Origin of the sequence: Mesorhizobium sp. M5C.F.Ca.ET.164.01.1.1, assembly GCF_004792125.1 — a bacterium.
Taxonomy (GTDB): Bacteria; Pseudomonadota; Alphaproteobacteria; order Rhizobiales; family Rhizobiaceae; genus Mesorhizobium; species Mesorhizobium wenxiniae.
Map to the genome: position 1 here is coordinate 2,963,610 of NZ_SRTG01000001.1, position 22,290 is coordinate 2,985,899.

At 63.2% G+C, this 22,290-nt stretch carries 25 protein-coding genes and 1 pseudogene; 16 read left to right on the plus strand and 10 right to left on the minus strand.

Translation table 11 applies throughout. The features are described 5' to 3' along the window. The first annotated feature begins 49 nt into the window (after window positions 1–49). On the plus strand, window positions 50–1,780 hold the full coding sequence (locus tag EN807_RS14540) for a Na/Pi symporter (RefSeq protein ID WP_135935407.1): 1,731 nt from the start codon (window positions 50–52) through the stop codon (window positions 1,778–1,780). Between the two features lie 198 nt (window positions 1,781–1,978). Here the strand turns inward: EN807_RS14540 and EN807_RS14545 are convergent, their stop codons facing one another. The 3 genes from EN807_RS14545 to EN807_RS14555 all read right to left on the minus strand — a co-directional run bounded on the left by EN807_RS14545 (window position 1,979) and on the right by EN807_RS14555 (window position 4,005). Continuing rightward, window positions 1,979–2,749 (minus strand): pseudouridine synthase, encoded by a 771-nt coding sequence (locus EN807_RS14545; RefSeq protein WP_135935882.1) that lies wholly within the window; start codon window positions 2,747–2,749, stop codon window positions 1,979–1,981. Window positions 2,750–2,775: 26 nt separating this feature from the next. Further along, window positions 2,776–3,426, minus strand: coding sequence for a GntR family transcriptional regulator (locus tag EN807_RS14550; RefSeq protein WP_135935883.1), 651 nt, complete (start codon window positions 3,424–3,426; stop codon window positions 2,776–2,778). A gap of 357 nt (window positions 3,427–3,783) precedes the next feature. Beyond that, window positions 3,784–4,005 carry a hypothetical protein gene (locus tag EN807_RS14555; protein ID WP_135935408.1) on the minus strand — a complete coding sequence of 74 codons (222 nt, stop codon included), beginning with the start codon at window positions 4,003–4,005 and terminating at the stop codon, window positions 3,784–3,786. Between the two features lie 285 nt (window positions 4,006–4,290). Between EN807_RS14555 and EN807_RS14560 the strand changes: the two genes are divergently transcribed. Next, window positions 4,291–4,554: a metal-sensing transcriptional repressor gene (locus EN807_RS14560; RefSeq protein ID WP_135935409.1), complete on the plus strand. Its 264-nt coding sequence runs from the start codon at window positions 4,291–4,293 to the stop codon at window positions 4,552–4,554. A gap of 8 nt (window positions 4,555–4,562) precedes the next feature. Further along, a pseudogene (locus tag EN807_RS14565) lies at window positions 4,563–5,540 on the plus strand (cation diffusion facilitator family transporter); the annotation flags it as partial. Between the two features lie 86 nt (window positions 5,541–5,626). On the opposite strand, the gene EN807_RS14570 reads toward EN807_RS14565, so the two are convergent. Next, window positions 5,627–6,592 (minus strand): LysR family transcriptional regulator, encoded by a 966-nt coding sequence (locus EN807_RS14570; RefSeq protein ID WP_135935885.1) that lies wholly within the window; start codon window positions 6,590–6,592, stop codon window positions 5,627–5,629. A gap of 91 nt (window positions 6,593–6,683) precedes the next feature. On the opposite strand from EN807_RS14570, the gene EN807_RS14575 reads away from it, so the two are divergent. The 3 genes from EN807_RS14575 (at window position 6,684) to EN807_RS14585 (ending at window position 9,202) form a co-directional block, all read left to right on the plus strand. After that, window positions 6,684–7,559 (plus strand): NmrA family NAD(P)-binding protein, encoded by an 876-nt coding sequence (locus tag EN807_RS14575; protein ID WP_135935410.1) that lies wholly within the window; start codon window positions 6,684–6,686, stop codon window positions 7,557–7,559. A gap of 129 nt (window positions 7,560–7,688) precedes the next feature. After that, a complete protein-coding gene (locus tag EN807_RS14580; RefSeq protein WP_246684157.1) occupies window positions 7,689–8,612 on the plus strand; it encodes an NAD(P)-binding protein in 924 nt (307 codons plus the stop codon). Between the two features lie 233 nt (window positions 8,613–8,845). Continuing rightward, a complete protein-coding gene (locus tag EN807_RS14585) occupies window positions 8,846–9,202 on the plus strand; it encodes an extradiol dioxygenase (RefSeq protein WP_135935412.1) in 357 nt (118 codons plus the stop codon). Between the two features lie 168 nt (window positions 9,203–9,370). Here EN807_RS14585 and EN807_RS14590 read toward each other — a convergent pair whose 3' ends face one another. Then, window positions 9,371–9,736 (minus strand): VOC family protein, encoded by a 366-nt coding sequence (locus EN807_RS14590; RefSeq protein ID WP_065008817.1) that lies wholly within the window; start codon window positions 9,734–9,736, stop codon window positions 9,371–9,373. Window positions 9,737–9,884: 148 nt separating this feature from the next. On the opposite strand from EN807_RS14590, the gene EN807_RS14595 reads away from it, so the two are divergent. Then, window positions 9,885–10,196 (plus strand): hypothetical protein, encoded by a 312-nt coding sequence (locus tag EN807_RS14595; RefSeq protein WP_245477433.1) that lies wholly within the window; start codon window positions 9,885–9,887, stop codon window positions 10,194–10,196. Window positions 10,197–10,226: 30 nt separating this feature from the next. Beyond that, window positions 10,227–11,117 (plus strand): sigma-70 family RNA polymerase sigma factor, encoded by an 891-nt coding sequence (locus EN807_RS14600; protein ID WP_135935413.1) that lies wholly within the window; start codon window positions 10,227–10,229, stop codon window positions 11,115–11,117. 215 nt (window positions 11,118–11,332) lie between these two features. On the opposite strand, the gene EN807_RS14605 is transcribed toward EN807_RS14600, so the two are convergent. After that, window positions 11,333–12,490, minus strand: coding sequence for a sulfite oxidase (locus EN807_RS14605; RefSeq protein WP_135935414.1), 1,158 nt, complete (start codon window positions 12,488–12,490; stop codon window positions 11,333–11,335). Window positions 12,491–13,027: 537 nt separating this feature from the next. Here EN807_RS14605 and EN807_RS14610 point away from each other — a divergent pair. From EN807_RS14610 to EN807_RS14620, 3 genes are all read left to right on the plus strand, one after another. Beyond that, the gene (locus EN807_RS14610; RefSeq protein ID WP_135935415.1) at window positions 13,028–13,660 is read left to right on the plus strand and encodes a DUF1326 domain-containing protein; all 633 of its coding nucleotides are present in this window, start codon (window positions 13,028–13,030) and stop codon (window positions 13,658–13,660) included. 8 nt (window positions 13,661–13,668) lie between these two features. Further along, window positions 13,669–14,562, plus strand: coding sequence for a DUF2182 domain-containing protein (locus tag EN807_RS14615; protein ID WP_135935416.1), 894 nt, complete (start codon window positions 13,669–13,671; stop codon window positions 14,560–14,562). 94 nt (window positions 14,563–14,656) lie between these two features. Next, window positions 14,657–16,174: an FAD-dependent oxidoreductase gene (locus EN807_RS14620; protein ID WP_135935417.1), complete on the plus strand. Its 1,518-nt coding sequence runs from the start codon at window positions 14,657–14,659 to the stop codon at window positions 16,172–16,174. 41 nt (window positions 16,175–16,215) lie between these two features. On the opposite strand, the gene dinB is transcribed toward EN807_RS14620, so the two are convergent. From dinB to EN807_RS14635, 3 genes are all read right to left on the minus strand, one after another. Continuing rightward, the gene (gene dinB, locus EN807_RS14625) at window positions 16,216–17,457 is read right to left on the minus strand and encodes a DNA polymerase IV (RefSeq protein WP_135935418.1); all 1,242 of its coding nucleotides are present in this window, start codon (window positions 17,455–17,457) and stop codon (window positions 16,216–16,218) included. A gap of 134 nt (window positions 17,458–17,591) precedes the next feature. Then, window positions 17,592–18,050, minus strand: a complete 459-nt coding sequence (locus EN807_RS14630) for a GNAT family N-acetyltransferase (protein WP_135935419.1) — start codon at window positions 18,048–18,050, stop codon at window positions 17,592–17,594. 82 nt (window positions 18,051–18,132) lie between these two features. Beyond that, complete coding sequence (locus tag EN807_RS14635; RefSeq protein ID WP_127314726.1) at window positions 18,133–18,501, minus strand: hypothetical protein; 369 nt, start codon at window positions 18,499–18,501, stop codon at window positions 18,133–18,135. A gap of 212 nt (window positions 18,502–18,713) precedes the next feature. On the opposite strand from EN807_RS14635, the gene EN807_RS14640 reads away from it, so the two are divergent. After that, window positions 18,714–19,016 (plus strand): hypothetical protein, encoded by a 303-nt coding sequence (locus EN807_RS14640; protein ID WP_029351182.1) that lies wholly within the window; start codon window positions 18,714–18,716, stop codon window positions 19,014–19,016. 219 nt (window positions 19,017–19,235) lie between these two features. On the opposite strand, the gene EN807_RS14645 is transcribed toward EN807_RS14640, so the two are convergent. Continuing rightward, window positions 19,236–19,931, minus strand: a complete 696-nt coding sequence (locus EN807_RS14645) for a helix-turn-helix transcriptional regulator (RefSeq protein ID WP_029351184.1) — start codon at window positions 19,929–19,931, stop codon at window positions 19,236–19,238. A gap of 82 nt (window positions 19,932–20,013) precedes the next feature. Between EN807_RS14645 and EN807_RS14650 the strand changes: the two genes are divergently transcribed. The 4 genes from EN807_RS14650 (at window position 20,014) to EN807_RS14665 (ending at window position 21,881) form a co-directional block, all read left to right on the plus strand. Beyond that, the gene (locus EN807_RS14650) at window positions 20,014–20,316 is read left to right on the plus strand and encodes a hypothetical protein (protein ID WP_135935420.1); all 303 of its coding nucleotides are present in this window, start codon (window positions 20,014–20,016) and stop codon (window positions 20,314–20,316) included. 78 nt (window positions 20,317–20,394) lie between these two features. After that, the gene (locus EN807_RS14655; protein WP_287158620.1) at window positions 20,395–20,784 is read left to right on the plus strand and encodes a hypothetical protein; all 390 of its coding nucleotides are present in this window, start codon (window positions 20,395–20,397) and stop codon (window positions 20,782–20,784) included. A gap of 85 nt (window positions 20,785–20,869) precedes the next feature. After that, window positions 20,870–21,478 (plus strand): DUF6456 domain-containing protein, encoded by a 609-nt coding sequence (locus EN807_RS14660; protein WP_135935421.1) that lies wholly within the window; start codon window positions 20,870–20,872, stop codon window positions 21,476–21,478. A 136-nt stretch (window positions 21,479–21,614) separates the two neighbouring features. Then, entirely contained in the window at window positions 21,615–21,881 is a 267-nt protein-coding gene (locus EN807_RS14665; protein ID WP_127314721.1) for a hypothetical protein, read from the plus strand. Window positions 21,882–22,290 lie beyond the last annotated feature (409 nt).

Sequence of the window (22,290 nt, forward strand, 5' to 3'; positions counted from 1 at the left end):
CTGAACGTCATATCGCGCCGTGGTGACGGCTTGTTGGGGACTGCGTGACATGGACATAGATATCTTCAAGGACATCCTCGTGCCGGTGATCGGCGGGTTGGGCATTTTCATGCTCGGCCTCGACTTCATGGCAAACGGCATCCAGGCGCTGTCGGTCAACCGGATGCGCGCCTTTCTCGCCAAGGCTGCCGGAACGCCGATCAAGGGCGTGCTGGCAGGAACATTGATCACCGGCGTCATCCAGTCGTCGACGGCGATGAGCGTCATGGTCGTCGGCCTGGTCAATGCCGGCGTCATCGCGCTTCGACCGGCGATCAGCGTGATCATGGGCGCCAATATCGGCACCACGCTCGGCAACGGGCTCATCGCCCTGCCGCTCGGTCCGCTCGGATTGATCCTGGCCGGCGTGTTCTCGCTGGTCTACTGCTTCGCCAAAAGCGAAAAGGTCAAGAACATAGCGCTCGCCTGCATCGGCTTCGCGCTGATTTTCTATGGCCTCAACCTGATGACCGGCGGCCTGCGTCCGCTTCGCAACCTGCCCGAAATCATGGCCCTGCTGCAAACCCTCACGGCCGACTCCTATCTCAACCTTCTCAAATGCGTGTTCATCGCCGCCGGCGTGACCGCCATGATCCATTCGTCCTCGGCGACGATCGGCATTGTGATGGGCCTTGGCGCCGCCGGCATTCTCGACTGGACCACCGCCGTCGCCTTCTCGCTCGGCGCCGATCTCGGCACCACGTTCACCTCGTGGATGGCTTCGCTCAATCTTTCGAAGAACGCCAAGCGCACAGCTTACGCGCACATCTCGTTCAACATCATCGGCGTGTCCATCACCATCCCGCTGTTCTTCGTCTCCATCGAGATCCTGGGATGGGTCATGCAGTTCTTCGGCGGCGATCCCGCCGTTCCGGTGATCGTCGACGGCAAGGAGACCTTCCCCCTGGTGCCGGTCGCGGTCGGCATCTACTCGACCTTCTTCAACGTCTTCAACACATTGTTGCTGTTCCCGTTCATCGGCATGTTCGAGCGGGTTCTGTCGCGTGTCGGCCACACGGATGCCGAGGACGCCGAGGATTTCTCGACGCCGAAATTCCTCGACCGCAAGCTGGCCGGCGATTTTGCCAAGGCCGTTCCCGCCGTTCAGCAGGAGACGGCTCGTCACCTGCAAGCCGGCGCCATGTTCCTCGACATCGCACGCTCGTCCAAGAGGGCGCCGTCGGATCCGGGCGAGCACTATCTCGCAACCGACATCCTCAGCCGCGATATCCGTGCCTACACCGCCGAACTGATGAAGGAGGATCTGCCTTACGACCAGCTCGACCTGATCGCCAGCCTGATCGAGGAAGCCGACTTCACCGCTGCCCTGACGGAATCGATGCATCAAGTGGCGCGCCGCGTGCGGCGCGAGAAGTTCAGCAGCCCGGCGCAGGCCATCGTCAACGTCGCGTTGAGCAAGCTCGATGCTTCGCTGCGGGAGATCTTGCCGACTTACGGCATCTCCGACCCGAATCTGCCGGCCGGGCATGTCAATCTTCCGGAGGTCGAGGAACTGCGCGCCCGCACGCTGGCGCTCGGACCGAATGCGGGCGCCGCCGAACGCGGCACGATCCTGGCCCTGCTCGGTTCAATCGAGCGAGCCGAAATCCTGATCCAGCGCATCGATGCCGAGCGCAAATCGGTCAACCGGCAGAGCGTGCTCGCCCGTGCCTCGGCACGCAAGGAAACCAGGCCGCACTCGATGGGCGACCCCGGCCTTAGCCCGGTTCCGGCCGAGTAATGGTCAAGGCCGGGCAGCAGGGCCGCCCCTTTCCCTTCTCCCCTTGTGGGAGAAGGTGGATTGGCGCGTAGCGCCAAGACGGTTGAGGGGTGTTGGACGGAGCGCTGTTGGCGCCAAGCTGGAACACCCCTCATCCGACCGAGCTTCGCCCGGCCACCTTCTCCCACAAGGGGAGAAGGGAGAGCGATGGGTTTTCGCTCACGCCTGAAACAGCGCCAGCTCTTCGGCGGTGAGGTGGCGTGCCTTGCCCTTGGCGAGCTTGCCGAGCTGCAACGGACCGATCGCCACCCGCACCAGGCGAAGCACCTCGACATCCTGCGCACCGAGCAGCCGGCGAATGTGGCGGTTGCGGCCCGCGCCGAGGGTGATTTCGAGCCAGGCGGTGCTGGTGCCGCTGCGCAGGATTTCGATCGACCGCGCCCTCAAATCCTCGCCGTCGACCGTCGCGCCGGCGCGCAACCGCGCCAGCATGGCCTCGTCGGGCAGGGCGCCGATCTGCACGTGATAGATCTTGGCGACGTGAAAGGCGGGGTCGAGCAGACGCTGGGCGAAGCGCGTATCGTTGGTCATCAGGAGCAGGCCTTCGCTGGCCTTGTCGAGGCGGCCGACCGGCGACACGAAGGGCAGGGCGACCCCGGCCAGGCAGTCATAGACGGTGCCGCGGTCCTGCGGATCGTCGCGGGTGGTGACCAGGCCGCGCGGCTTGTTGATCATCAGATAGACCTTGCGCTCGGCGACGACCCGGCTGCCGTCGACCTCTATGCGGTCGCGGCCGGGATCGACGCGCATCGAGCCGTTGCGCACGACTTTGCCGGCGACCCGAACGCGCCCTTCGGCGACCAGAACCTCCGCCTGCTTGCGCGAGCACAGGCCGAGTTTCGACAGCGCCCGGCAAAGGCTGACTCCTGGCGGATTGGCTCCGGCGCTAGGCGGGAGGCGTGGCCGGCCGGTGTTCGGCCGTGGCGTCATTTGCTTGCGTGAGCGTTCCGGCAAGGTCAGGACTTTCCCGCCAGCCCATCTCCAGCCTGGGCGAGCGTTTCGATGCCGTCGCCGAGGTGTTTTTTCAAGACGCGAACGGCGGCCTCGGCGTCGCGATGGCGGCAGGTCGTCAACAGGTCGCGGTGCTCCGACTGCGAGCGGCTGCGATAGTTGAGGTTGGACAGGAGAACGCGAACGTAGCGGTCGGCCGCATTGTGGTGGGCTTCGATGAGGCCGAGCAGCCGGGCGTTGCCGCAGGCGCTGTAAAGCGCCAGGTGAAAGGCGCGGTTCAGCGTCCCCCAGCGGCCGACATTCGGCTCGGCATCGATCTGGTTGAGCACATAGCCGGCCTCGTCGAGCTTCTCGTTGCCGAGCTTCGGCACCGAGAGCCGCAGCGCTTCGCCTTCGAGCAGGGCGCGGACCGCAAAAATCTCCCTGATCTCGGCAGCCTCCATCCTGGCGACATGAGCGCCCTTGGTCGGATGGATCGAAACGATGCCTTCGGCTTCGAGCTGGCGAAGCGCATCGCGGACCGGCATGCGGCTGAAGCCGAAGCGCTCGGCCAGGTCGTCCTGGCGCAGTGGCGTGCCCGCCGCCAGGCTGCCTTCGGCAATCGATTCGCGCAGCACATTGGCCACCTGCTCCGCCACCGTCAGCGGTTTCTGCATCAAGCCGTCGACAAGTCCGCGCAAACCATTCTCCCCGTCATCCTGCGGACCTTGCCTAACAGAAAGCAGCTAGGGTGGATATGTGGATTCTCGTATACGAGTATCCCAGCGTGGCCGGTGATGCCGCGTCACGCCGCTGATGACGCGGATCATGGGCCGGCCCGCGAGCCCTGCTGCGCGGCTTCGGTTCCGCTATCATCGCGTGTTTGAAAATTTCCTGACGCTCTACCGGACGGACACCGTCTCGGTGGCAAAGCGCCAGGAGATTTGCGGTCAGGAAAGCGGTCGCCAGCCTCGGACGCGCCGCTTGCCTGGCTCCAACGTGGTGCCTGGCTGATCGTCGAGGCACCACGATCGTCAATTCGACCTGGGGTCGTCCAGCGTCTCGATGACGAAAGACGCGGCAATCAGGTCGTCGGCATCGAGCCGCAGGGAGCCTTCACCTCCTCCCATGACGGCGGCGACCTTCTGAAAGGTTTTCATCTCATGCTCGGTAATCCGGGCGCTTTGCATCCTGGCTTTGAGATCACCGACACGCAGCCCCAATGTGTGGGACGTTCCAATTTCACGGTTCGACATGACAATATGCTCCTCCCAACCATGCTTTTGCCTCCCCACCGGTATTCGCCGTCGCCTTGCTTAAATATAAGGCATCGCGAATACAGCGCCCCGAACGCGTGGTGCGAGGGAAGGTTCCAGCGCAACACGGTCACGAAATAATACGGGCGGCCGGCGGACTACCTGCAAGAAGGTGGCAAGTCGCTGGGCACGCTGACGGTTTTTCTTCAACCGATAGGATACACAGTGGAAAGGTGGGCTCAGAACGATTGACTCTATCCTCCCGGGGAGGATACGAAAGCAGGCATGTCCGAAGGCGTCCACCGTTCGCATCCCGCTATCGTGAAGCGTCTGAAGCGTGCGCAAGGCCACCTTGCGGCGGTGCTTTCCATGTTCGAGGCGCATCGTCCTTGCGTTGACCTGGCGCAGCAGCTCCATGCCGTGGAAAGCGCCATCAGCGGCGCAAAGCGCGAACTGATCCACGATCATATCGAGCACTGCCTGACCGACACCGCCGAAGCGGGCGGCAACTCGCTGGTGGAACTCAAGCAACTGGCGAAATACCTGTGAACAGTCAAATACCTGTGAGCAGTCTCGGCGCACGCATTCTCGACTGGCTCGGTTTCGGCTCACACGATCACGGGGCGCATGGTCAGGAGCACGGCTCGCATAGGCATAGCCACGGGGTCATCGATGCGACCATAGCGACGACCGACCGGGGCATTTGGGCGATAAAATGGTCGTTCGTCATCCTGGCAATCACCGCGGCGACGCAGATGGTCGTGGTGGTCCTGTCGGGCAGCGTGGCGCTGCTGGCCGACACGATCCACAACATCGGTGACGCCACCACCGCCATTCCGCTGTGGATCGCCTTCATGCTAGCCCGGCGTAAGCCGTCGCCGACCTTCACCTACGGCCTGGGCCGGGTTGAGGACCTGGCCGGGATCATCATCGTCGGGATCATCCTGTTCAGCGCTATCGTCGCCGGCTATCAGGCCATAGACCGTTTGATAAATCCACGAATGGTGACGCACCTTGGTTGGCTGATGGCGGCAGGCGTTGTCGGCTTTCTCGGCAACGAGGCCGTCGCGGTGTTCCGCATCCGCGTCGGCCGAGAAATCAACAGCGCCGCACTCATTGCCGACGGCTACCATGCCCGCACCGACGGCCTGACCAGCCTTGCCGTAATCATCGGGGCGCTCGGGGTCTGGCTCGGTTTTCCGCTGGCCGACCCGATTGTCGGCCTGCTCATCACGCTTGCCATTTTCGGCATCGTCTGGCAGTCGGCCCGCTCGGTTCTGACCCGCATGCTCGACGGTATAGAGCCTGACGTCATCGGCGAAATCCACCATGCCGCCGCGCATGTGCCTGGAGCCTGCATTGTTGAGGCCAAGGCGCGGTGGATCGGTCACAAGCTGCACGCCGACATTGCCATCGCCGTCGAAGAAAACCTGCCGGTCTCCGAAGCGAAAAAGCTCATGGCAGCTCTGGAAGACGAGCTGTTCCAGCACATGCCGGCGCTTGCGGCTGCCAATATCAGATTGGCGAGTGCGGATGCGGATCATGCTCACGGCGAACACGACAGGCACTAACGATCACTTCGACCGGCTCGTTTCCGTTAGCGTCAGCATCATCCACTTCCTCAAGGAGCACTGACCGCAGGCTGCAGACGAACGCCGCCCTCGGCGATGGATGCGCCGGGCGCGCTCAGCGCTGTTGCAGCGGCAGCGATGCTATGCCGCAACCAGACGTGCCGAGGTTCGTCCTGGTGGCGCGCGTGCCAGAGAAGGCTCATGGTGAAGCTGCCGAGATCAAGCGGCGGGGGCAGCGAGACAAAACGTCCGCCCACCATCTGCGCCAGGCTCGACGGCAGCGTCATGATCAGGTCGGAGCGGGCAGCGATTTCCACTGCTGCAAGGAAGCTCGGTACGCGCACGCTCACCCGTCGTCGGCGGCCCACACCAGCGAGCGCCACGTCGACGAACGCTGGTCCAACGCCGGTGACGCTCACCACGATATGACCCAATTCAAGAAATCGGTCGAGCGTAAGCTCATGGTTCGCTGCGGGATGCCCGGCGCGCATCAGCGTGACAAAGCGGTCTTGATAGAGGCCGCGCCGGCGGATGCCCGCGGGCGCATCGTCGATCACGCCGACGAGTGCGTCCACGGCGTCCTCCTCCAGTGCTTCGATCGCCGTTGCGCTGGGCGGCAGAATGTCCAGGTCGAGCGCCGGCGCCTCGACGGTGAGACGAGCAAGCAGATGAGGCGCCAACGCGGCAGTCTCAAGATCCATCATCAGCAGCCGCACATGACCGGTTGCCGTTGCCGGGTCGAACGGATTCGCCCCCAGCATCGTAGCGATGTCCGCCAGGGTCCTGCGCAGCGCCGGCCGAATCTCTTCGGCGCGGGCAGTGAGCATGTAACCTGTCCGCCCTTCCACCAGAACGGCGTCCGCGAACAGCTTTCTTAGCCGCGACAGCGCACGGCTCACCGCCGGCTGGCTCATACCGAGACGGAGGGCGGCCCGCGTGACGCTTCTTTCGTCAAGCAGCGCCTCTAGCACCACCAGCAGGTTCAGGTCGACGCGACGCAAATTCACTTCGTGCATGCTGAGTATATAATACATGCATTTGTCGCATGCATAGCCATTCCGTAACCTTGGGGTCTCATCAATCGCGAACACCCGAGGAGAACAGATCATGCATGTGGTTTTTGGAGCAAATGGACGGGCCGGCGGGGAAACGGCGCGTGCGCTGATGGCGGACGGTGAGCCCGTGCGCGTGGTCGTGCGCCGTCCGGAACAGGGCAAAGCGTGGGCGGCGCTCGGTGCTGAAGTCGCCGTCGCCAGCCTTGATAACGCAGAGCAGGTTTCCGCCGCTTTGAAGGGCGCAACGGCGGCGTTTCTCCTCAACCCCCCGCCGGTCGCCGGCGATCCGTTTGGACAGACAGCGGACATCGGCGCAGCACTTGCCCAGGCGGTCCGCCGCGCCGATCTGGCCAGGAGCGTTATCCTATCGTCGATTGGCGCGCAGCATGAGACTGGCACCGGGGTCATTGCCACCTTGCATCAGGTCGAGGCGATGCTAGCCGGCACCGCGCCCGCCACGGCCTTTCTGCGCTCGGGCTATTTTGTCGAAACCTGGTCGGAAGTCGCTGAGGCTTGCGTTTCGGACGGCGTGCTCCCGTCGTTTCTGGAACCCGACCGGAAAATTCCCATGGTCAGCACGACCGATGTCGGGCGCGCCGCCGCCCGGCTGATGTCCCAGAACTGGGCTGGAACGCGCATCGTGGAACTGGCCGGGCCCGAAGACTGGAGCGCCAACGATGTGGCGGCTGCCTTTGCGAAGGTTCTCGGCCGTCCGGTCGAGCCGGTGCTCGTGCCGCCGGAGCAGCGCGAAGCGGTCCTGGCCGAGGCCGGGCTCTCCGCGGAGGTTACCGCCGCCCTGCTCGGCATGTACGAAGGCATTGCAAACGGCCGCTTCACGCGCCAGGCCGGAACCGAAGATTGGCGTGGCACGACATCGCTGACAGCCGCGGTCGAGCGTATCGTGACGAAGCTGCGCCCTGCCGCTTAACCATTCATGCGAACCTTGGTGATGGCAGGAGGACTTCCGGCCCCGGCCGACTCACACTGTCACAGCTGCAGGAAACCCGACCGTCGCATCGTGATCGGCACCCGCGGTGAGGGCGAGGCAGTCGGCGTGATGGCAGGTCTGATCCCGTGCCCGCTGGCGCTGTTCGTGACGACCTTCGCGATGTCCAGAGGCGTTCCCGGCGCCGGCGTGCTCTTCGCTGTCACCATGATGGCCGGCGTGGCGCTGACGCTGTCCCGCGGCGCGGTGTTGTCGATCCTGTTTCGGCAACGTCTGGTGGGTTTCATCGCCGGCAAGCCACTCAAAACCATTTCCCGAACTATCGAAGGCGCTGCCGGGCTGGCGCTTGCGGGCGTTGCCGTCTGGCAGATCATGGTCGGCGTGCTCGGTGGCAATGTCAACGGGGCAAATCTTAACGGCAATGACCTGTTCAAATTGTTTGAGCCGCAGACCATCTGGAGCGCGCTCGGGCTTACGTCGGGTAAATTGGCGGCTTTCTTCGCGATCATGGTTGTCGTCGGGCGACGTGTCATTCCGCCGATACTTCACTACGTTGCTCACAGCGGTTCGCGAGAGCTTTTCCGTTTGGCCGTGCTGGCGATTGCCCTTGGTGTCGCTTTCGGGGCAGCCGAGCTCTTCGGCGTCTCGTTCGCTCTTGGCGCGTTTTTCGAAGCTGCGCGCCCGCGCGTTGATGTCATTGCGGGAAATGACGCCCAGCCGGGCCTGCTTGAGGCGGCCAACGTTGCCTCAGCCCGGTGGTTGATCAGCGCCATTCCCAATCCGTTCGAGAGCGGCAATCTCATCGAGCAAGCCCATGCCATCAATCCAAAGCTCGAGATCATCGCCCGTGCGCATTCCGATGCCGAAGTGGATTACCTGAAAAAGTTCGGCGCCGACCTGATCATCATGGGCGAGCGGGAGATCGCGCGCGGCATCTCGGATCACATCCTGAGCCGGATCGATGCCCCAGCCGCCCCGGTCGCCGACCAGATCCAAAACGCGCGCCAGGTCGACTCAAAACCGATGGCCGGGTGATGGCGGCAGGTGCGCGAACGGCATCTCCAGCTTCTTCCGCTGATAGCGTGAGGTCTGGCAGGCGTCGGTCTTTGAAGCAACGCCGGGTTCCGGCACCTGCAATCACGGCCGGCCGACCTATATCCAACTGAAGCTTGCCGATATCGAGCGGCGGTGTCGACGGGCGGTAGCGCCGAAACGTCGTTTGCAACGGCAATAGTTTGTTCGCATCACTTTCAGGGAGATAAGGAGCCATGATTTCCGGCGCACACGTGATCATCTACAGCACGGATGCCGAGGCAGACCGCGCATTTTTTCGCAATGTCCTACGTTTTCCAGCAGTCGATGCTGGCGAAGGCTGGTTGATCTTCGCATTGCCGCCGGCCGAGATTGCCGTTCACCCGGCCGCCGAAGTCGACAGCCACGAAGTCTATCTCATGTGCGAAGACATCAATGCCACAATCCAAGAGCTGAAATCGCACGATGTTGAATGCACTTCTGTCACCGATGAAGGCTGGGGCCTGCTCACGCATGTCTCGCTTCCCAGTGGCGGCTCGCTTGGCCTCTACCAGCCGAGGCACGCTTTGGCGCACGAGCCCGGGGCTGCTTAAGTGCCCGTTTTCCGCCCGGACGCGCGACCAAGTAAAGACTTTGGAGCGGGATGGAGATTCGAAGGCAAAATCATCCTGCTCTGCCTGACCTTTTTCAACACTGTCCGCCTTCTCCAGCCGTTCATGGGCTGGTCAAAATTCAGATGCCCGCTCTCCGGCTGCACCGGCTCATTGGCTGCCGATCACCATGCGGTTGCCCTCGCTATCGCGAAATTCCGCCACCGTGCGGCCTGGCTGCCAGGGCGCCTCCTGCGGTTCGGTGATGATCTCGACGCCACCCGCCTTCAACGCCGCGATCGTGGCCTCGACATCGTCGTCGACCAGCACCAGCGCCGGCTCCGCGCCTGGCGTGTCGTCGGCGCGCCTCACGAAATGCAGGTTCGTCACGGCGCCGGGAAATTTCAGCTCGATCCAGCGCCAGCCGCTATCGCCCATCTTCTCGTCGGCCGCGACCTTGCAGGCGAAATGCCTGGTGTAGAACGCCTTGGCGCGGTCCTGGTCGAATACCGGCAGTTCGGCAAACTGGATGTGCATGGTCGTCTCTCCTGCTCCTCGATGGCTGCTGCGTAGCCGTCCACAGGTGAAAGACGATCCGGGCGGCCGAAGAAATTTATAGCGTGCGAGAATCCTTTCGGGAACGCGAAACGTCTTCTGCTCAGACCAACCATTCAGGAGACGAACCATGGGCTACAAACTCATTCGCTACAGCGTGAAAGATACCGGGCTGGAAGAGAACCGCGCACTGGTGGCCAAAGTGTTCGAGGCGCTGGACGAGACGGCGCCAAAGAGCGTGCGCTATCTCGTGCTCGAACTCGACGACGGCGAGTTCGTCCACGTCGTCGGCGAAGGAAATGACACATCCGCGCTGACCGGGCTTGCGGCCTTCGAGGCGTTCACGCAAAACCATGCGGAGCGACGTTCGACCCCGGTCAAGCGATCGCCTGCCAAAATCATCGGCAACTACCATGTCCTTGAGGACGGCAAAGCCGGATAGAGCGACCGCGCCAGGGGCCGAAAGAACGCCATGATCTCACGGAAATTCGATCGGCCGGCGCTGGAGGCGATGCTCGCCGAGCTACACCCCAAACTGCACCGCTACAGCGCCCGAATGGCCGGCTCGGTGATCGACGGCGAGGACATCGTGCAGGAGACGCTGCTGAAGGCGCTGCAGGCGGTCGACGGCAGCATGGCGGTCGAGCGGCCCGAGCAATGGCTGTTTCGCATCGCCCATAATGCCGCGCAGGACCATCTGCGCCGGCGCCATCGGGAAAGGTCGCGCATGACCGAGACCGACATGACCACCATCGAGGATCCTTCCGGCAGCGCCGACAGCAGGATCGCCGCGGCGACCGGCCTGCGCAGCTTCATGCAGCTTTCGGTGGCGCAGCGCAGCGCCGTGATCCTGGTCGACGTGCTCGGACTTTCCCTGCACGAGACCTGCGAGGTGACCGGCGCCACGCTCGCCGCCACCAAGGCGGCGCTGCATCGCGGGCGGGCACAGCTGCGCGTGCTGGCAGCCGAGCCCGAACACGTCGCCGCGCCTAAGCTCGGCGCCGATGACGAGCGGCGGCTGCGCCGCTATGTCGATCTGTTCAACGCGCGCGACTTCGACGCGGTCAGGGCGCTGATCGCCGAGGATATCCAGCTCGAACTCGTCAGCCGCCTCCGCCTGCGCGGCAAGGCCGAAGTGTCGACCTATTTCGGCAATTACGACCGCATCAGCGACTGGACGCTGTCGCTGGGCTTCGTCGACGGCCGGCCGGCGATCCTCATCCGCAACCCGCAGGAGCCGGATGGCGCCGTGCGCGGCTTCATGCTGGTCGAATGGCGGGACGAGCGGGTCGTCCAGATCCGCGACTTCCGCTACGCGCCCTGGTGCCTGGTCGATGCGGAGATCAGCATCGTGGACGGGTGAGGGATCTACGACCCACACCTGTCTGCTCGATATGAAGTTGGTGCCAGCTTTCGGATCAAGCAGCCCTCACTCCCGGGTGACCCGAACGTAATTGCCACATGGCTGCAAGTGTCTTGGAGCGGTTTCGGTTCTCTTGGAACCGGTAACTCGCTCTAACTATGTGTTTTGCCGCATTTATGCCGACGCCAAATGATCCCATTTGGCTGCAAAATGCTCTAGTCGACACGCACGCGGCGCGTCACCTGGCCATTGCTTTCCCAGTACGTGTGTTTCTTGGCAATCAAGGGATCGTCCATTGCCGGTTGAACTTGTCCCGCGGTGCTGACCGCGCGCGAGGTCACCGCGTGTTCTCCAGGGGCGGGATTTGCCCAATCCAGGGACCAGATCTTCCAGGCGTGTTCGGCCTCCTCACTGCGGTCGATGATCGCTGGTGCCCAAGGCCCTTGATCGATTTGTACCTCGACCCGGTCGATCGGCGCTCCCCAGGCTGCTCCAATGATGGAATAATCTGAGTCTTTCCGGGTAACCTTCGCAGGCGCGGACTTTATCCGTGCCCGGCCGACTGAGTTCTCGGTCCACACGGTCTCGCCGTTGTGCTCTTCCTCCCGGATGGTGACATAGTCGCGGGCCATCAGAAGGCTCATGAAGCGGGTGTCGCGAACTTCGATGCGCTCCAGCCACTTGACGTTGGCAATACCGTACCAGCCTGGAGCAATCAGCCGCAGCGGAAAACCATTGGCCGCCGGCAAGGCGGCTCCGTTCATTTCATAGCAGAGCAGATTGTCGCGGTTCATCGCGTCGGCGAGCGACATGCTGCGAGCGAAGTTCTGCTGCATCTTGACGTCGCGTATCGGGACCTCGCCCTTGTCGGTGCCGAAAAATACAACCTCGATGCCATTTTCCAGAACGCCGGCCTCCTCGAGGATCGGGGCGAGCGGCGTCCCAGCCCAGCGCGCATTGCCGATGCCGCCAGTGAAAAAGGGAAACCCGTGGTTGCCCGAGCATTCCACTGTGAAAACGACCTCCTGCCGCGGTCGCGCCCTGATGTCGGCGAGCGTTAATTTTAAAGGCTTCTTCACCAGGCCTCCGATTTCCATCGACCATGTCTTCTCGTCGATCGTTGGTCGATTGAAATGCGAAATGCTGAAGAACTTGTCGTTTGGAGTTATCCAGCTATCCAAATCCTCCCAGACAAGCTGCTTCTGGATACCGACCGGATCGGGATTTTCGGTCGGCTGATCCAGCCACGCAATAACTTCCTCGCTCGGCCGTGTTGGAAAAGCGTAAGCCCGACGCGAGGTATAAAGAGCAGCAATTGCGGCAAGAGCCGCGCTTCCTTGGACAAGAAGTTCTCTGCGCTGAAAATCAGGCATGTTGATTACCTCCCAATTGATCCGGAACGGGCTGCGACGTGCCTTAGGCCGTAGCCTGATCACGGATAGGCGACACAATGTGAGGTCTGCCCAGCCGGAAGTATCCGGACAGGTCAGACAATCACCGACGCAAGTCAAGCATGTGAAGCATTGGACGAAACACTAGCTCGCGTTTCGCACGCTAAGAGTGCGCCTTTGAGAAGGAAGTGTCCACAACCTGGACGGGACATGATGATGATTGCAGCATTCGAGACCGATTTTTCCAGTCCTGCCAAAATCGTTTGCTGCTCGGATTGCTATCGGAAACGGCCGCTTTCGGGGTCGTTTCCAGGCCTTCGCGGGTGCGGTCGGAAAGGGCCGGTCCGACCGCATTTCTGCCGTTCCGATGTCGGCCTCACGATCTCCAAGGCGCACGTTCACCCATTATTCAGCGAGAAGGCGCGATGGGCTGCCGTCTTCCATGGCGCGACAGGATGGCGGTGCGGCCGGCGCAGGTGTATGTTGATGGTCTAATATTTCGATATCAGGGAGGACAGCATGACGTCTTGGGAAATCAAGGGACGCGAACTCGTCAATTGCACCTGCGAATATGGCTGCAACTGTCAATTCAATGCGCTGCCCGACAAAGGCCATTGCCATGCGGTGGCGGGCATCCAGATCGACGAAGGTCATCATGGCGAGACCGCTCTCGATGGCCTTCGGATCGCCGCGATCTTCAAATGGCCTGGCGCGATCCACGAAGGCAATGGCGAAGCCATCGCCTTCGTCGACGAGAATGCAACCGAGCGGCAGCGTAACGCGCTGCTGCGCATCATGACCGGCCAGGACACCGACCCGTTCGCGACGATGTTCGCCGTCTACGCCTCAACCGTGACAAAAATGAATGAGCCGGTTTTCACCAAGATCGATCTCGACCTCGATATCGACGGCCGCAGGGGCCGCATCTTCGTCAAGGACTACATCGAAACCGTCGGCGAACCGATCCGCAACAAGGTGACGGGCGCGGACTCGCGCGCTCAGATCGTGTTGCCGAACGGCTTCGAATATGCGGTCGCCGAGATCGGCAGCGCTTCGAGTACAACCAGCGGGCCGGTTCAGGTGAACATGAAGGACAGTTACGGCCAGTTCGCCCGGCTGCATCTCAACAATCACGGGGTGGTGCGGGCCTGACGCGCCACATGGACGGCGGGTCGCCACTGGAACGGCTGCTCAGACGCGACCGCGTCATCACGATTGCGGGCGTGGTGGCGTTGTGCCTGCTGGCCTGGCTTTATATCGTCGCCGGTGCAGGGCTCGGCATGAATGCGTGGGAGATGACGAGGCTCGCGCTGTTCCCCCACCAGCAAACCGCTGACATGACCTCCGATATGTCTGGCATGGATATGTCTGGCATGGACATGCCCGGCATGGACATGAGCGCGATGGCCATGGCGGCGGAACCGCGGGCCTGGGGGGCGGCGATCTGGGCGCTGATGATTGCCATGTGGTGGGTCATGATGATCGCCATGATGGCTCCAAGCGCGGCGCCGACTGTCCTGCTCTATGCGCGCGTGCATCGCCATGCGCTCGCACAGGGTCAGCTCCAGGACAAGCTCGCGCCCACCGGCGTATTTATGGCAGGCTACCTCCTGGTTTGGCTGGGGTTTGCCGTCGCGGCCACCGCGTTGCATTGGCTGCTCGAACGCGAGGCCTTCGTTTCCGCGACGATGATGAGTTCGCAGAGCCGCTGGCTTTCCGGCATCGTCCTGATCGCCGCGGGCCTGTATCAGCTCTCGCCGCTCAAGAACGCCTGCCTGTCGCATTGCCGGGCACCGACGGCGTTCCTTGCCCGCCACTGGCGTCCCCACGCAGTTGGCGCGCTGCGTTTGGGCGCATTGCACGGGGCGTTTTGTGTCGGATGCTGCTGGATGCTGATGGCGTTGTTGTTCGTGGGCGGCATCATGAATCTGGTGTGGGTTGCCGGGCTCGCTATTCTGGTGCTGGCTGAAAAGCTGTTTCCTGCCGGCCAGTGGGTTGGCCGGGCAGCCGGCATCGCCCTGATCGCCTGGGGCAGCGCAACGCTTTTGGTCTGACGACCAGGGCCGCCTATGTCGGCATTCAAAGGCGTGAGGAACTTTGAATCCTCGCATTCGTTTACCCGAATGTTGGGGATGGGAGGTTCCGCCAATGAATGTCAGCGACGAAAGGACTGTATCTCTCTGGGCGGCGACCGAAGTAGCGCCCGACGCGGTGCCGCTCGGGCGGAGCGAACAGGTCGATGTCGTCGTCGTCGGCTCTGGAATTGCCGGACTGTCGGTCGCCTACGAACTGGCCGTCGCCGGGCAAAAGGTGGCCGTCGTCGATCGCGGCCGGATTGGAAGCGGCATGACGGCTCGCACCACTGCGCACCTGTCATCCGTCTGCGATGACTATTTTTCGGAACTGATCAAATTGCGCGGTGAGGACCTGGCGCGGATTTTTTATCAAAGCCAATCGGCTGCTATCGACCATATCCAATCAATCCAGGAGACGGAGAGTATCGCGTGCGATTTCCGACGCCTCTACGGGTTTCTGTTTCCGGCTTCCGGCATGCAGGAATCCGACATCAGGCGCGAGCTGGACGCCGCTCTGAAAATCGGGGTCGACGTCGAGAAGATCAGGGGTGTGCCGTTTGCAGGCTTTTCGGATGCGCAGGCCCTTCGATACGCCAATCAGGCGACCTTCCACCCGCTCAAATATCTCCGCGGGCTGGTCGCAGGCATCCGCGCGCGCGGCGGCGCGCTTTATGCCAACACCATCGTCGAAAAGGTCGAGGAGATTGACGGCGGCGTGCGCGTAACCACGGTTTCGGGCTTAACCGTGTCTGCCAAATCGGCCGTTGTCGCCACCAATTCGCCGATCAACGACCGGGTCGCGCTCCATACCAAGCAAGCGCCCTATCGGACCTACGCGATGTCGTTCGAGATCGCCCGCGATATCATACCGGATGCGCTGTATTGGGATACTGAGGACCCTTATCACTACGTTCGGCTTCAGCCTGGCGAAGATCGGACCGACTTCCTGATCGTCGGAGGTGAAGACCACAAAACAGGGCAGGCCGATGATGCCGGTGATCGCTTCGCGGCCCTGGCGGCCTGGACCAAAAGGCTGGTGCCTTCCGTCGGCGTGGAAACCAACCGATGGTCCGGGCAGGTGATGGAGACTGTCGATTATGCTGGGTTCATCGGCCGCAATCCTGGCAACCAGCGTGTCTTTGTGGCGACCGGGGATTCCGGCCAGGGCATTACCCATGGCGTCGTGGCCGGCCTGTTGATTTCCGACCTGATCCTAAAGGGGGAAAGCCCCTGGCGCGAACTCTATGAGCCGTCTCGCAAGACGGCAGGCGCGATCGGCGATTACCTGGCGGAGAATGCGACGGCGATCAAGAGTTTTGCCGAGTATATCGCGCCTGGCGAAATCGATTCCACCGACAAGCTGCGCCCGGGTGAAGGTGCCATCGTCCGCGAAGGACTCGCCAAAATCGCCGCATTTCGCGATGAGGACGGCACGCTCTACAAGCGCTCGGCCGCATGCACGCATATTGGCTGCCATGTCCACTGGAACTCCCTCGAGCGCTGCTGGGACTGCCCCTGCCACGGCTCGCATTTTGCTATCGACGGCACGGCTTTGAACGGACCGGCCGTGTCGCCCCTGGCTTCGGAGTAAGGGAGTTGGGCAGTAGGGCAGTAGGGGAATAGGGAGCCGGCTCACAATTCCTTTTCGGCCAGCTCGCGAAAGGCATCGGGAACCGATCGCGACAGTCCGAGCGTGACCGAGGCATAGCCGACCGCCTGCCAGCCGAAACGGTCGCGGATCGTGTCGATGGCGCGGTCGGCGGTCCAGCGCGCCGCGCCCTTTCTTGTGCCGGGGCGGCACCTGTCGTCGTCGAGGCCGAGCGGCAGTTCCAGCTGCAGGGTCGGTTGCTTCTCCAGATGCGAAACGGCGATCGCCAGCAGCGAAATGGTCTTTTCGTGCGGATGATCGACAAGCACCTTGCGCACCAGCGCCTCGGCGATCTCGGCCAGCATCGCGGTTGCCGAAATCGGCTGGTCGAGCGTGATCGAGCGCGTCACCGAGCGCAGGTCGGCGAAGCGGACACGGACCGTCACCGTGCGGCCGGGCCGGGATTTCGCCCGCAGCCTGGTGGCGACCCTGTCGGCCAGATGCAGCAGGGTCGGCACGAAGACTTCCTCCTCGGCCGGTTTCCTGCCGAGCGCCGACTGCGCGCCGGCCGATCGCGCCCGGCGCTGCGTCTCGAGTTTGCGCGGATCGCGGTTCCAGGCCAGCGCGTTGAGCTTTTCGCCCGCCGCCGGGCCGAGCAGGCGCTCCAGCGACCAGCCCGGCGTCTTCGCCAGCTCGCCGATGGTGTTGACGCCGATGCCGGCCAGCCGCTGCCTGGTCACCGGGCCGACGCCCCACATCAGCTCGACCGGAAGATCGTGCAGGAACTCCAGTTCGTGACGCGGATCGACCACCACCAGCCCGTCGGGCTTGGCCACTTGCGAGGCGATCTTGGCCAGATGCTTGGTGCGCGCCACGCCGACCGAGATCGGCAGGCCAAGTTCGGCGCGCACGCGGCGGCGGATCGTGCCGGCGATCTCGGCTGGTGAGCCGAACAGATGGGTGCAGCCGGCGACGTCGGCAAAGGCCTCGTCGATGGAAATTCGCTCGACCACCGGCGTAAAATCGCCGAGCACTTTGATGGCCGCATCGCCCAGCCGCTGGTAGTCCTTGAAATGGCCGCCGACGAAGATCAGCCCGGGGCAAAGTTCCCGCGCGCGCCGCCCCGGCATGCCGCCACGCACGCCCAAAGCCTTGGCCTCGTAGGACGCGGCCAACACAACGCCGCCGCCGACGGCGATCGGCTTGCCGCGCAGGGCGGGGTCGAGCAACTGTTCGACCGAGGCATAGAAGGCGTCGAGATCCGCGTGGAGGATGTTGGCTTCCATCCGGCCCGTTCGCCCGCGGCGGTTCGAACGCCGCATTGTCTTGAGGTGTTTCGTATGGAACATAAAGAGAACATCGTGAGTGGATTGTCAAGGAGCGCTGATTGTCAAGGAGCGCTAATGACAGGTGCCGCGACCTACAATCCCATCTTGTAGCCGAGATGGCTGGCGGTGAAGCCGAGGCGGTCGTAGAATGCGTGCGCCTCCCGTCGGCTCTTGTCGGTGGTGAGCTGAACGAAGCTGCAGTTGCGCGAGCGGCACTCTTCAACCGCCCATTCGATCATGCGCTTGCCGACGCCGCCGGACCGCCGGTGCCGGGCGACGCGAACGCCTTCGATCTGGCCGCGCCAGACGCCTTTCCTGGAAATGCCTGGAATGAAGCTGAGCTGCAGGGTTCCAACCACTTGCCCGGCTTCGACGGCCACCGCCAGCAACTGGTTAGGATCGGCATCGATTGCCCTGAAGGCATCGAGATAGGAGGGGGCGAGCGGCGTCGACGCGTCTTCCCGACCAGCGCCAAGCGCATCGTCGGCTAGCAACGCGACAATCGCCGGCAGATCGGGCGCTTGCGCGCGACGGAAATCAATTTCGCTCATCGAGGGATGACATACGGCGCGGGCTTGGCGACGGCAAGTGCGGTCCAGCCATTCGCGGCCGATGGCGTCGACGACCTCCGGCTTACGCGGCCTGCTGCGCCCAGAGGCGGTGGCCGTAGCGGCGGAAGAAGCGCGCCAGGAGCCGCTGCTGCCTGGCGCGGGCGAGGTCGGCGCCGCGCCTTTCCTGGCGCCAGCGCGGCATGTTGCGGAACAGCGCAATGAAGCGGGCGGCGTCCTCGAGCGCCTCCTCGGCCGACTGCGCCGGGCGGATCGCCGCCAGGAACAAGGCCTCGCCGTGCTTCAGCCCGTCGACCACCGCCTTGCGCTGCTCATGGCCCAGGCGGGCCTTGCCTATGCCGTCGAGGCGGATGGCGGCGAAGGCTGCCAGCATAGCCGGGCTGTCGCCGGTATAGCCGCAATCACGGGCGAATTGAGCGGAGAGGGCGTCCATCCTGGTTTCCTTGGCTGAGCGGCCGCGACGGATGCCCGGTCTTGCCGCCCATGCGTACGTCTGCGGTGCTAACTATCGGTAATATCGTATACAAGCATAACTCAAAAATATGCGCAAGTTAGACTTTACACGGGCTTGGGCAGATCCGACTCGACTCTTCGGAAAAAACCCATAATGTGCGAACAAAAGAGGAACATGAGGCATCAGGAACAATGGCATTGCCGGGCAAGGAAGCGACGATCGCCGAGGTTGTCTCGATCGCGGTCGAGTGTATCGATTGCGGCCGCAACAGATGGTGGAAGCCGGCTGAGCTCAGGCGCTTCGGGGTAACTGCGCAGACGCCGCTGGCGTCCCTTTCGGGGCGCCTCATTTGCTCGGCCTGCCGCGCCGATGGCCTGCCGGGCGCAGCGGTCGTGATCCAGGCGGCATTCGTCGACGAGCAGCAGCGGCGCCGCGCCGAGGCGCGGATGCTCAGCGAGCGCGAGGTTCCGCTGGAGAGATCCAGGCGGGCTTGAGTGGTGTGGCGTTCCCTTCTCACTTTGTGGGAGAAGGTGGCCTCGCGAAGCGAGGTCGGATGAGGGGTGTTGGACGGATCGCCAACGCCTGCTTTTGCTCCGGGGAAGTGATGAGGGCGGGCGGATTGCCAATGCCTCATTTCGTCCAGCACCCCTCATCCGGCTCGGCGCTGCACGCCAATCCACCTTCTCCCACAAGGGGAGAAGGGAAGGGGCGCTTCAGTAGCCCAGCAGTTCCTTGAGCGGGATGACGCGGAAGACGGCCTTGATCGCGTAGCGGTTGAAGGTCAGCGTCTTCGGCGGATTGTACTGCTCGACGACCAGCTCGGCAGCGGTGCGCTTGACAAGCTTCTTGATGAAGGCCTTGCCGTTGCGTTCGTTTTCTTCGGGGAACATCTCGATCACCACATGGTCGCCTGGCACGGCGTCGCGGCCGCCGCAATAAAGCATCTCGCCGGGCTCGTAGCGCGGCACCATCGAGTCGGAGAGCACATGCAGCGCAAACACCTTGCGCAGATGGGCGATGCCGGGCGGGCGCTGGACGTAGCCGGCGACCTCGCCGTTGAAGGTGAAGTCGCCGTCGTCGCCGCCAACCGCAGCACCCAGAAGCTCGATGTCCATCGGGCCGGCGGGCAGAGGGGCAGCGTCGGTGACGATCTCTGCGTCGGCGACATTGTCGGCGTCGTCGAGGAAGACGACCTCGCCCTTGCCGAGCGCCACCGGGTCGACGCGCAGGAAGGCGGCGGTCTTCAAAAGGTTCTCGGTTTTTGGCAGGTTGCGGCCGGTTTCCCAATTGCCGACGGCGGCGACATCGGTGTCGTTGTGCTCGGCAATGTGGCGCATCACCAGGCCACGCTGCTTCCGCGCCTTGCGGATCGCCGCCCCGACCTTGATCGACAATGAGGTTTTCGCCATGGCGCCATCTGAAACATAAGAATCGGTTTCGTCCATGAAAGAATGGCTTGCATAGTTTTTTGAGTTATGCTTATATTCAGCCATGCACAAGCCCCGTTGCCCCATCTCGTTTTCCCATCCGTCCCGGCTGTCCTCCTCCCCGGCCTGGACGACGCCCGAGGCTAACGCCTCGGCTCCGGTCGCCCTGCCGTCATCGCAGGCGACCGGAACGGCCGGAGCCGTTCCCGTCACGGCTCCGGCCACGAATTTCGGCGCGTGCAATGCGGGCCTTTCGTGCATCCGCACCGAGGATGGCACGGTCATCATCATCGACCGGCGCACGGGCAGGGCGGTTTCCGGCGCCACCCGCGAGGCGGCCGAGGCGAAGCTTGGCCGCCGGTGGTGATCTCCCCTCTCCCTCGTTCACGGGAGAGGGGCAGCTTCGACACCTACGCAACCCTTTTAAGTTCGATGGAAGAACACCATGCCCGACCACACCGATTCGGAATTGCAAAGCATCGCCCGCACTCCGGCCAGGCTGGCGCCGCCGGTCTGGCTGCCGCAGCGCCAGTTCGTGCGCGAGATCCACGGGCCCGACGGCGAGGCCTTCAAGCTGCCGGCGCCGCGCCCCGTTGCCGCCGGGCGCCCGCCGCACGTCGCGGCCATGCGCTTCATCGACTGCCTGTTCAACCGCTGCCGCGCACCGCTCGATCTGACGCTGGAGGAAGATCCCGAGAACGACGCGCCCGGCAGCCGGCCGGCACTGGACATGCTGTGCTGCGGCCTGCGGACACGGCCGCTGAAAAGCTACTGCGCCTATCACGCGGCGCGCTTCTGCGATCATCGCCCTACGGCTGTGGCGGATGCGGCGTGAACTGGGTCTTGCGTTCCTCGCCCCGCTACGTGGGGCGAGGAACCCAGGTTCTGCGAAGGCAGCCATTTAAACGAGGAGACTGTCCATGAGCAAGAAGACCGCCAAGGTCAAGGCGCCGAAGGCGCCCAAACTGGCAAAGGGCGAGGCCGAGCAGGTGCGCATCCGCAAGGAGGTCGGTCATGATTTCGCGCTTAAGGACGACGCCTTCGGCCGCAAACGGCTGGCGACCGGCACGCTGGAGGCGAGGCGCATCTATGAGGTTTCCAATGACGGCCACACCTCGACCGGCGGCATCGTGCGGGTGCGCAACGTCGACCCGCTGACCGGCATCACCTCGCTGTCGCGCCAGCAGCGCGATGCGGGTATGCGCTACCGCGAGGATTTTCGCGTCTCGGCACAGGACGGCGTCAAGCCGATGGCGCTGACCGAGCGCGTCGACGGCGGCCGCATCGGCGGCGGCGTTGCCGACCGCATCCTGTCGGCCGGCCGCGCCTATGCCGATGCCACCAGGGCGCTTTCGCATTGGGAGGTGTCGGGCGTGGTGCAAAAAGTCTGCTGCCATGGCGAAACGGTGAAGAGCCTGGCCGAACAGACGGGCGAGCCGCGGGACGTTATGTCCAAACTGCTCAAGGTCGGGCTGGATTTGTTGGCGGTGCATTACGGGATGATGCTGATGCGGCGGCCGCGGGGGTAGGGCGCGAACGGATGGCGGGACGCCGAACCGATGGGTGATCAGGCTAGAGGCGAACCTCGATCCGCCAGCGTCCTCCAATTGAAGGGCGCGGGCTTCTCGACGGCCTGTTAGGGTGCGCCATTGCTGGTAGATCGCAATGCCAAAGCCACCGCTAGACCCTCATTTCGCAGACGTGGCGCCGACGTCTTCGGTGCTGACCGCCTATGACGAGCACTGCATGCTGACTTACATCCGGCTGCTCGATGCTTCGGCGGACGGGGCCGATTGGCGTGAGGTCGCCCACACCGTTCTGCACATTGACCCGGAGCAGGAGCCGGAACGGGCATTCCGGGCTTGGGCGACGCATCTGGCGCGTGCCCGGTGGATGACCGGAAATGAGGGTTGGTGTCGATCGGCGCGATGAGCGGCATGGAATGACGCCGGAGATTTTTCGTGGAACTGCCATCCCGGTCTGCCCGTTTAGATAGGAAACCAACTCGGAAGCGCCCGATGAACTCTTGGCAAATCAACACTTTGGAGGCGTGCTGCCTTCTTGCCGTTCCGCTGTCGATGATCCTTACGGTTCTGGTAGCGGGTCTCATCCTTGGCTGAATCCCCGCTGCATTGTCCAGTGAAGAAGGTTCGTCCCGGCCCGCATACCTTGATTTTGCGCCGACGAGGCGCCGTAGCGAGTAGATGGTCTCGCTCATCGTACTTATGGGGACTGTAAAGAGAGAGAATTTAGAGGTATTAGCGAGTAGGGTTAACAAAGGGTTTTTCCGGTGACGCTGCTTCAAATCTCCTCGATCGTGGCCGAACTCGCCGTCTCCTAC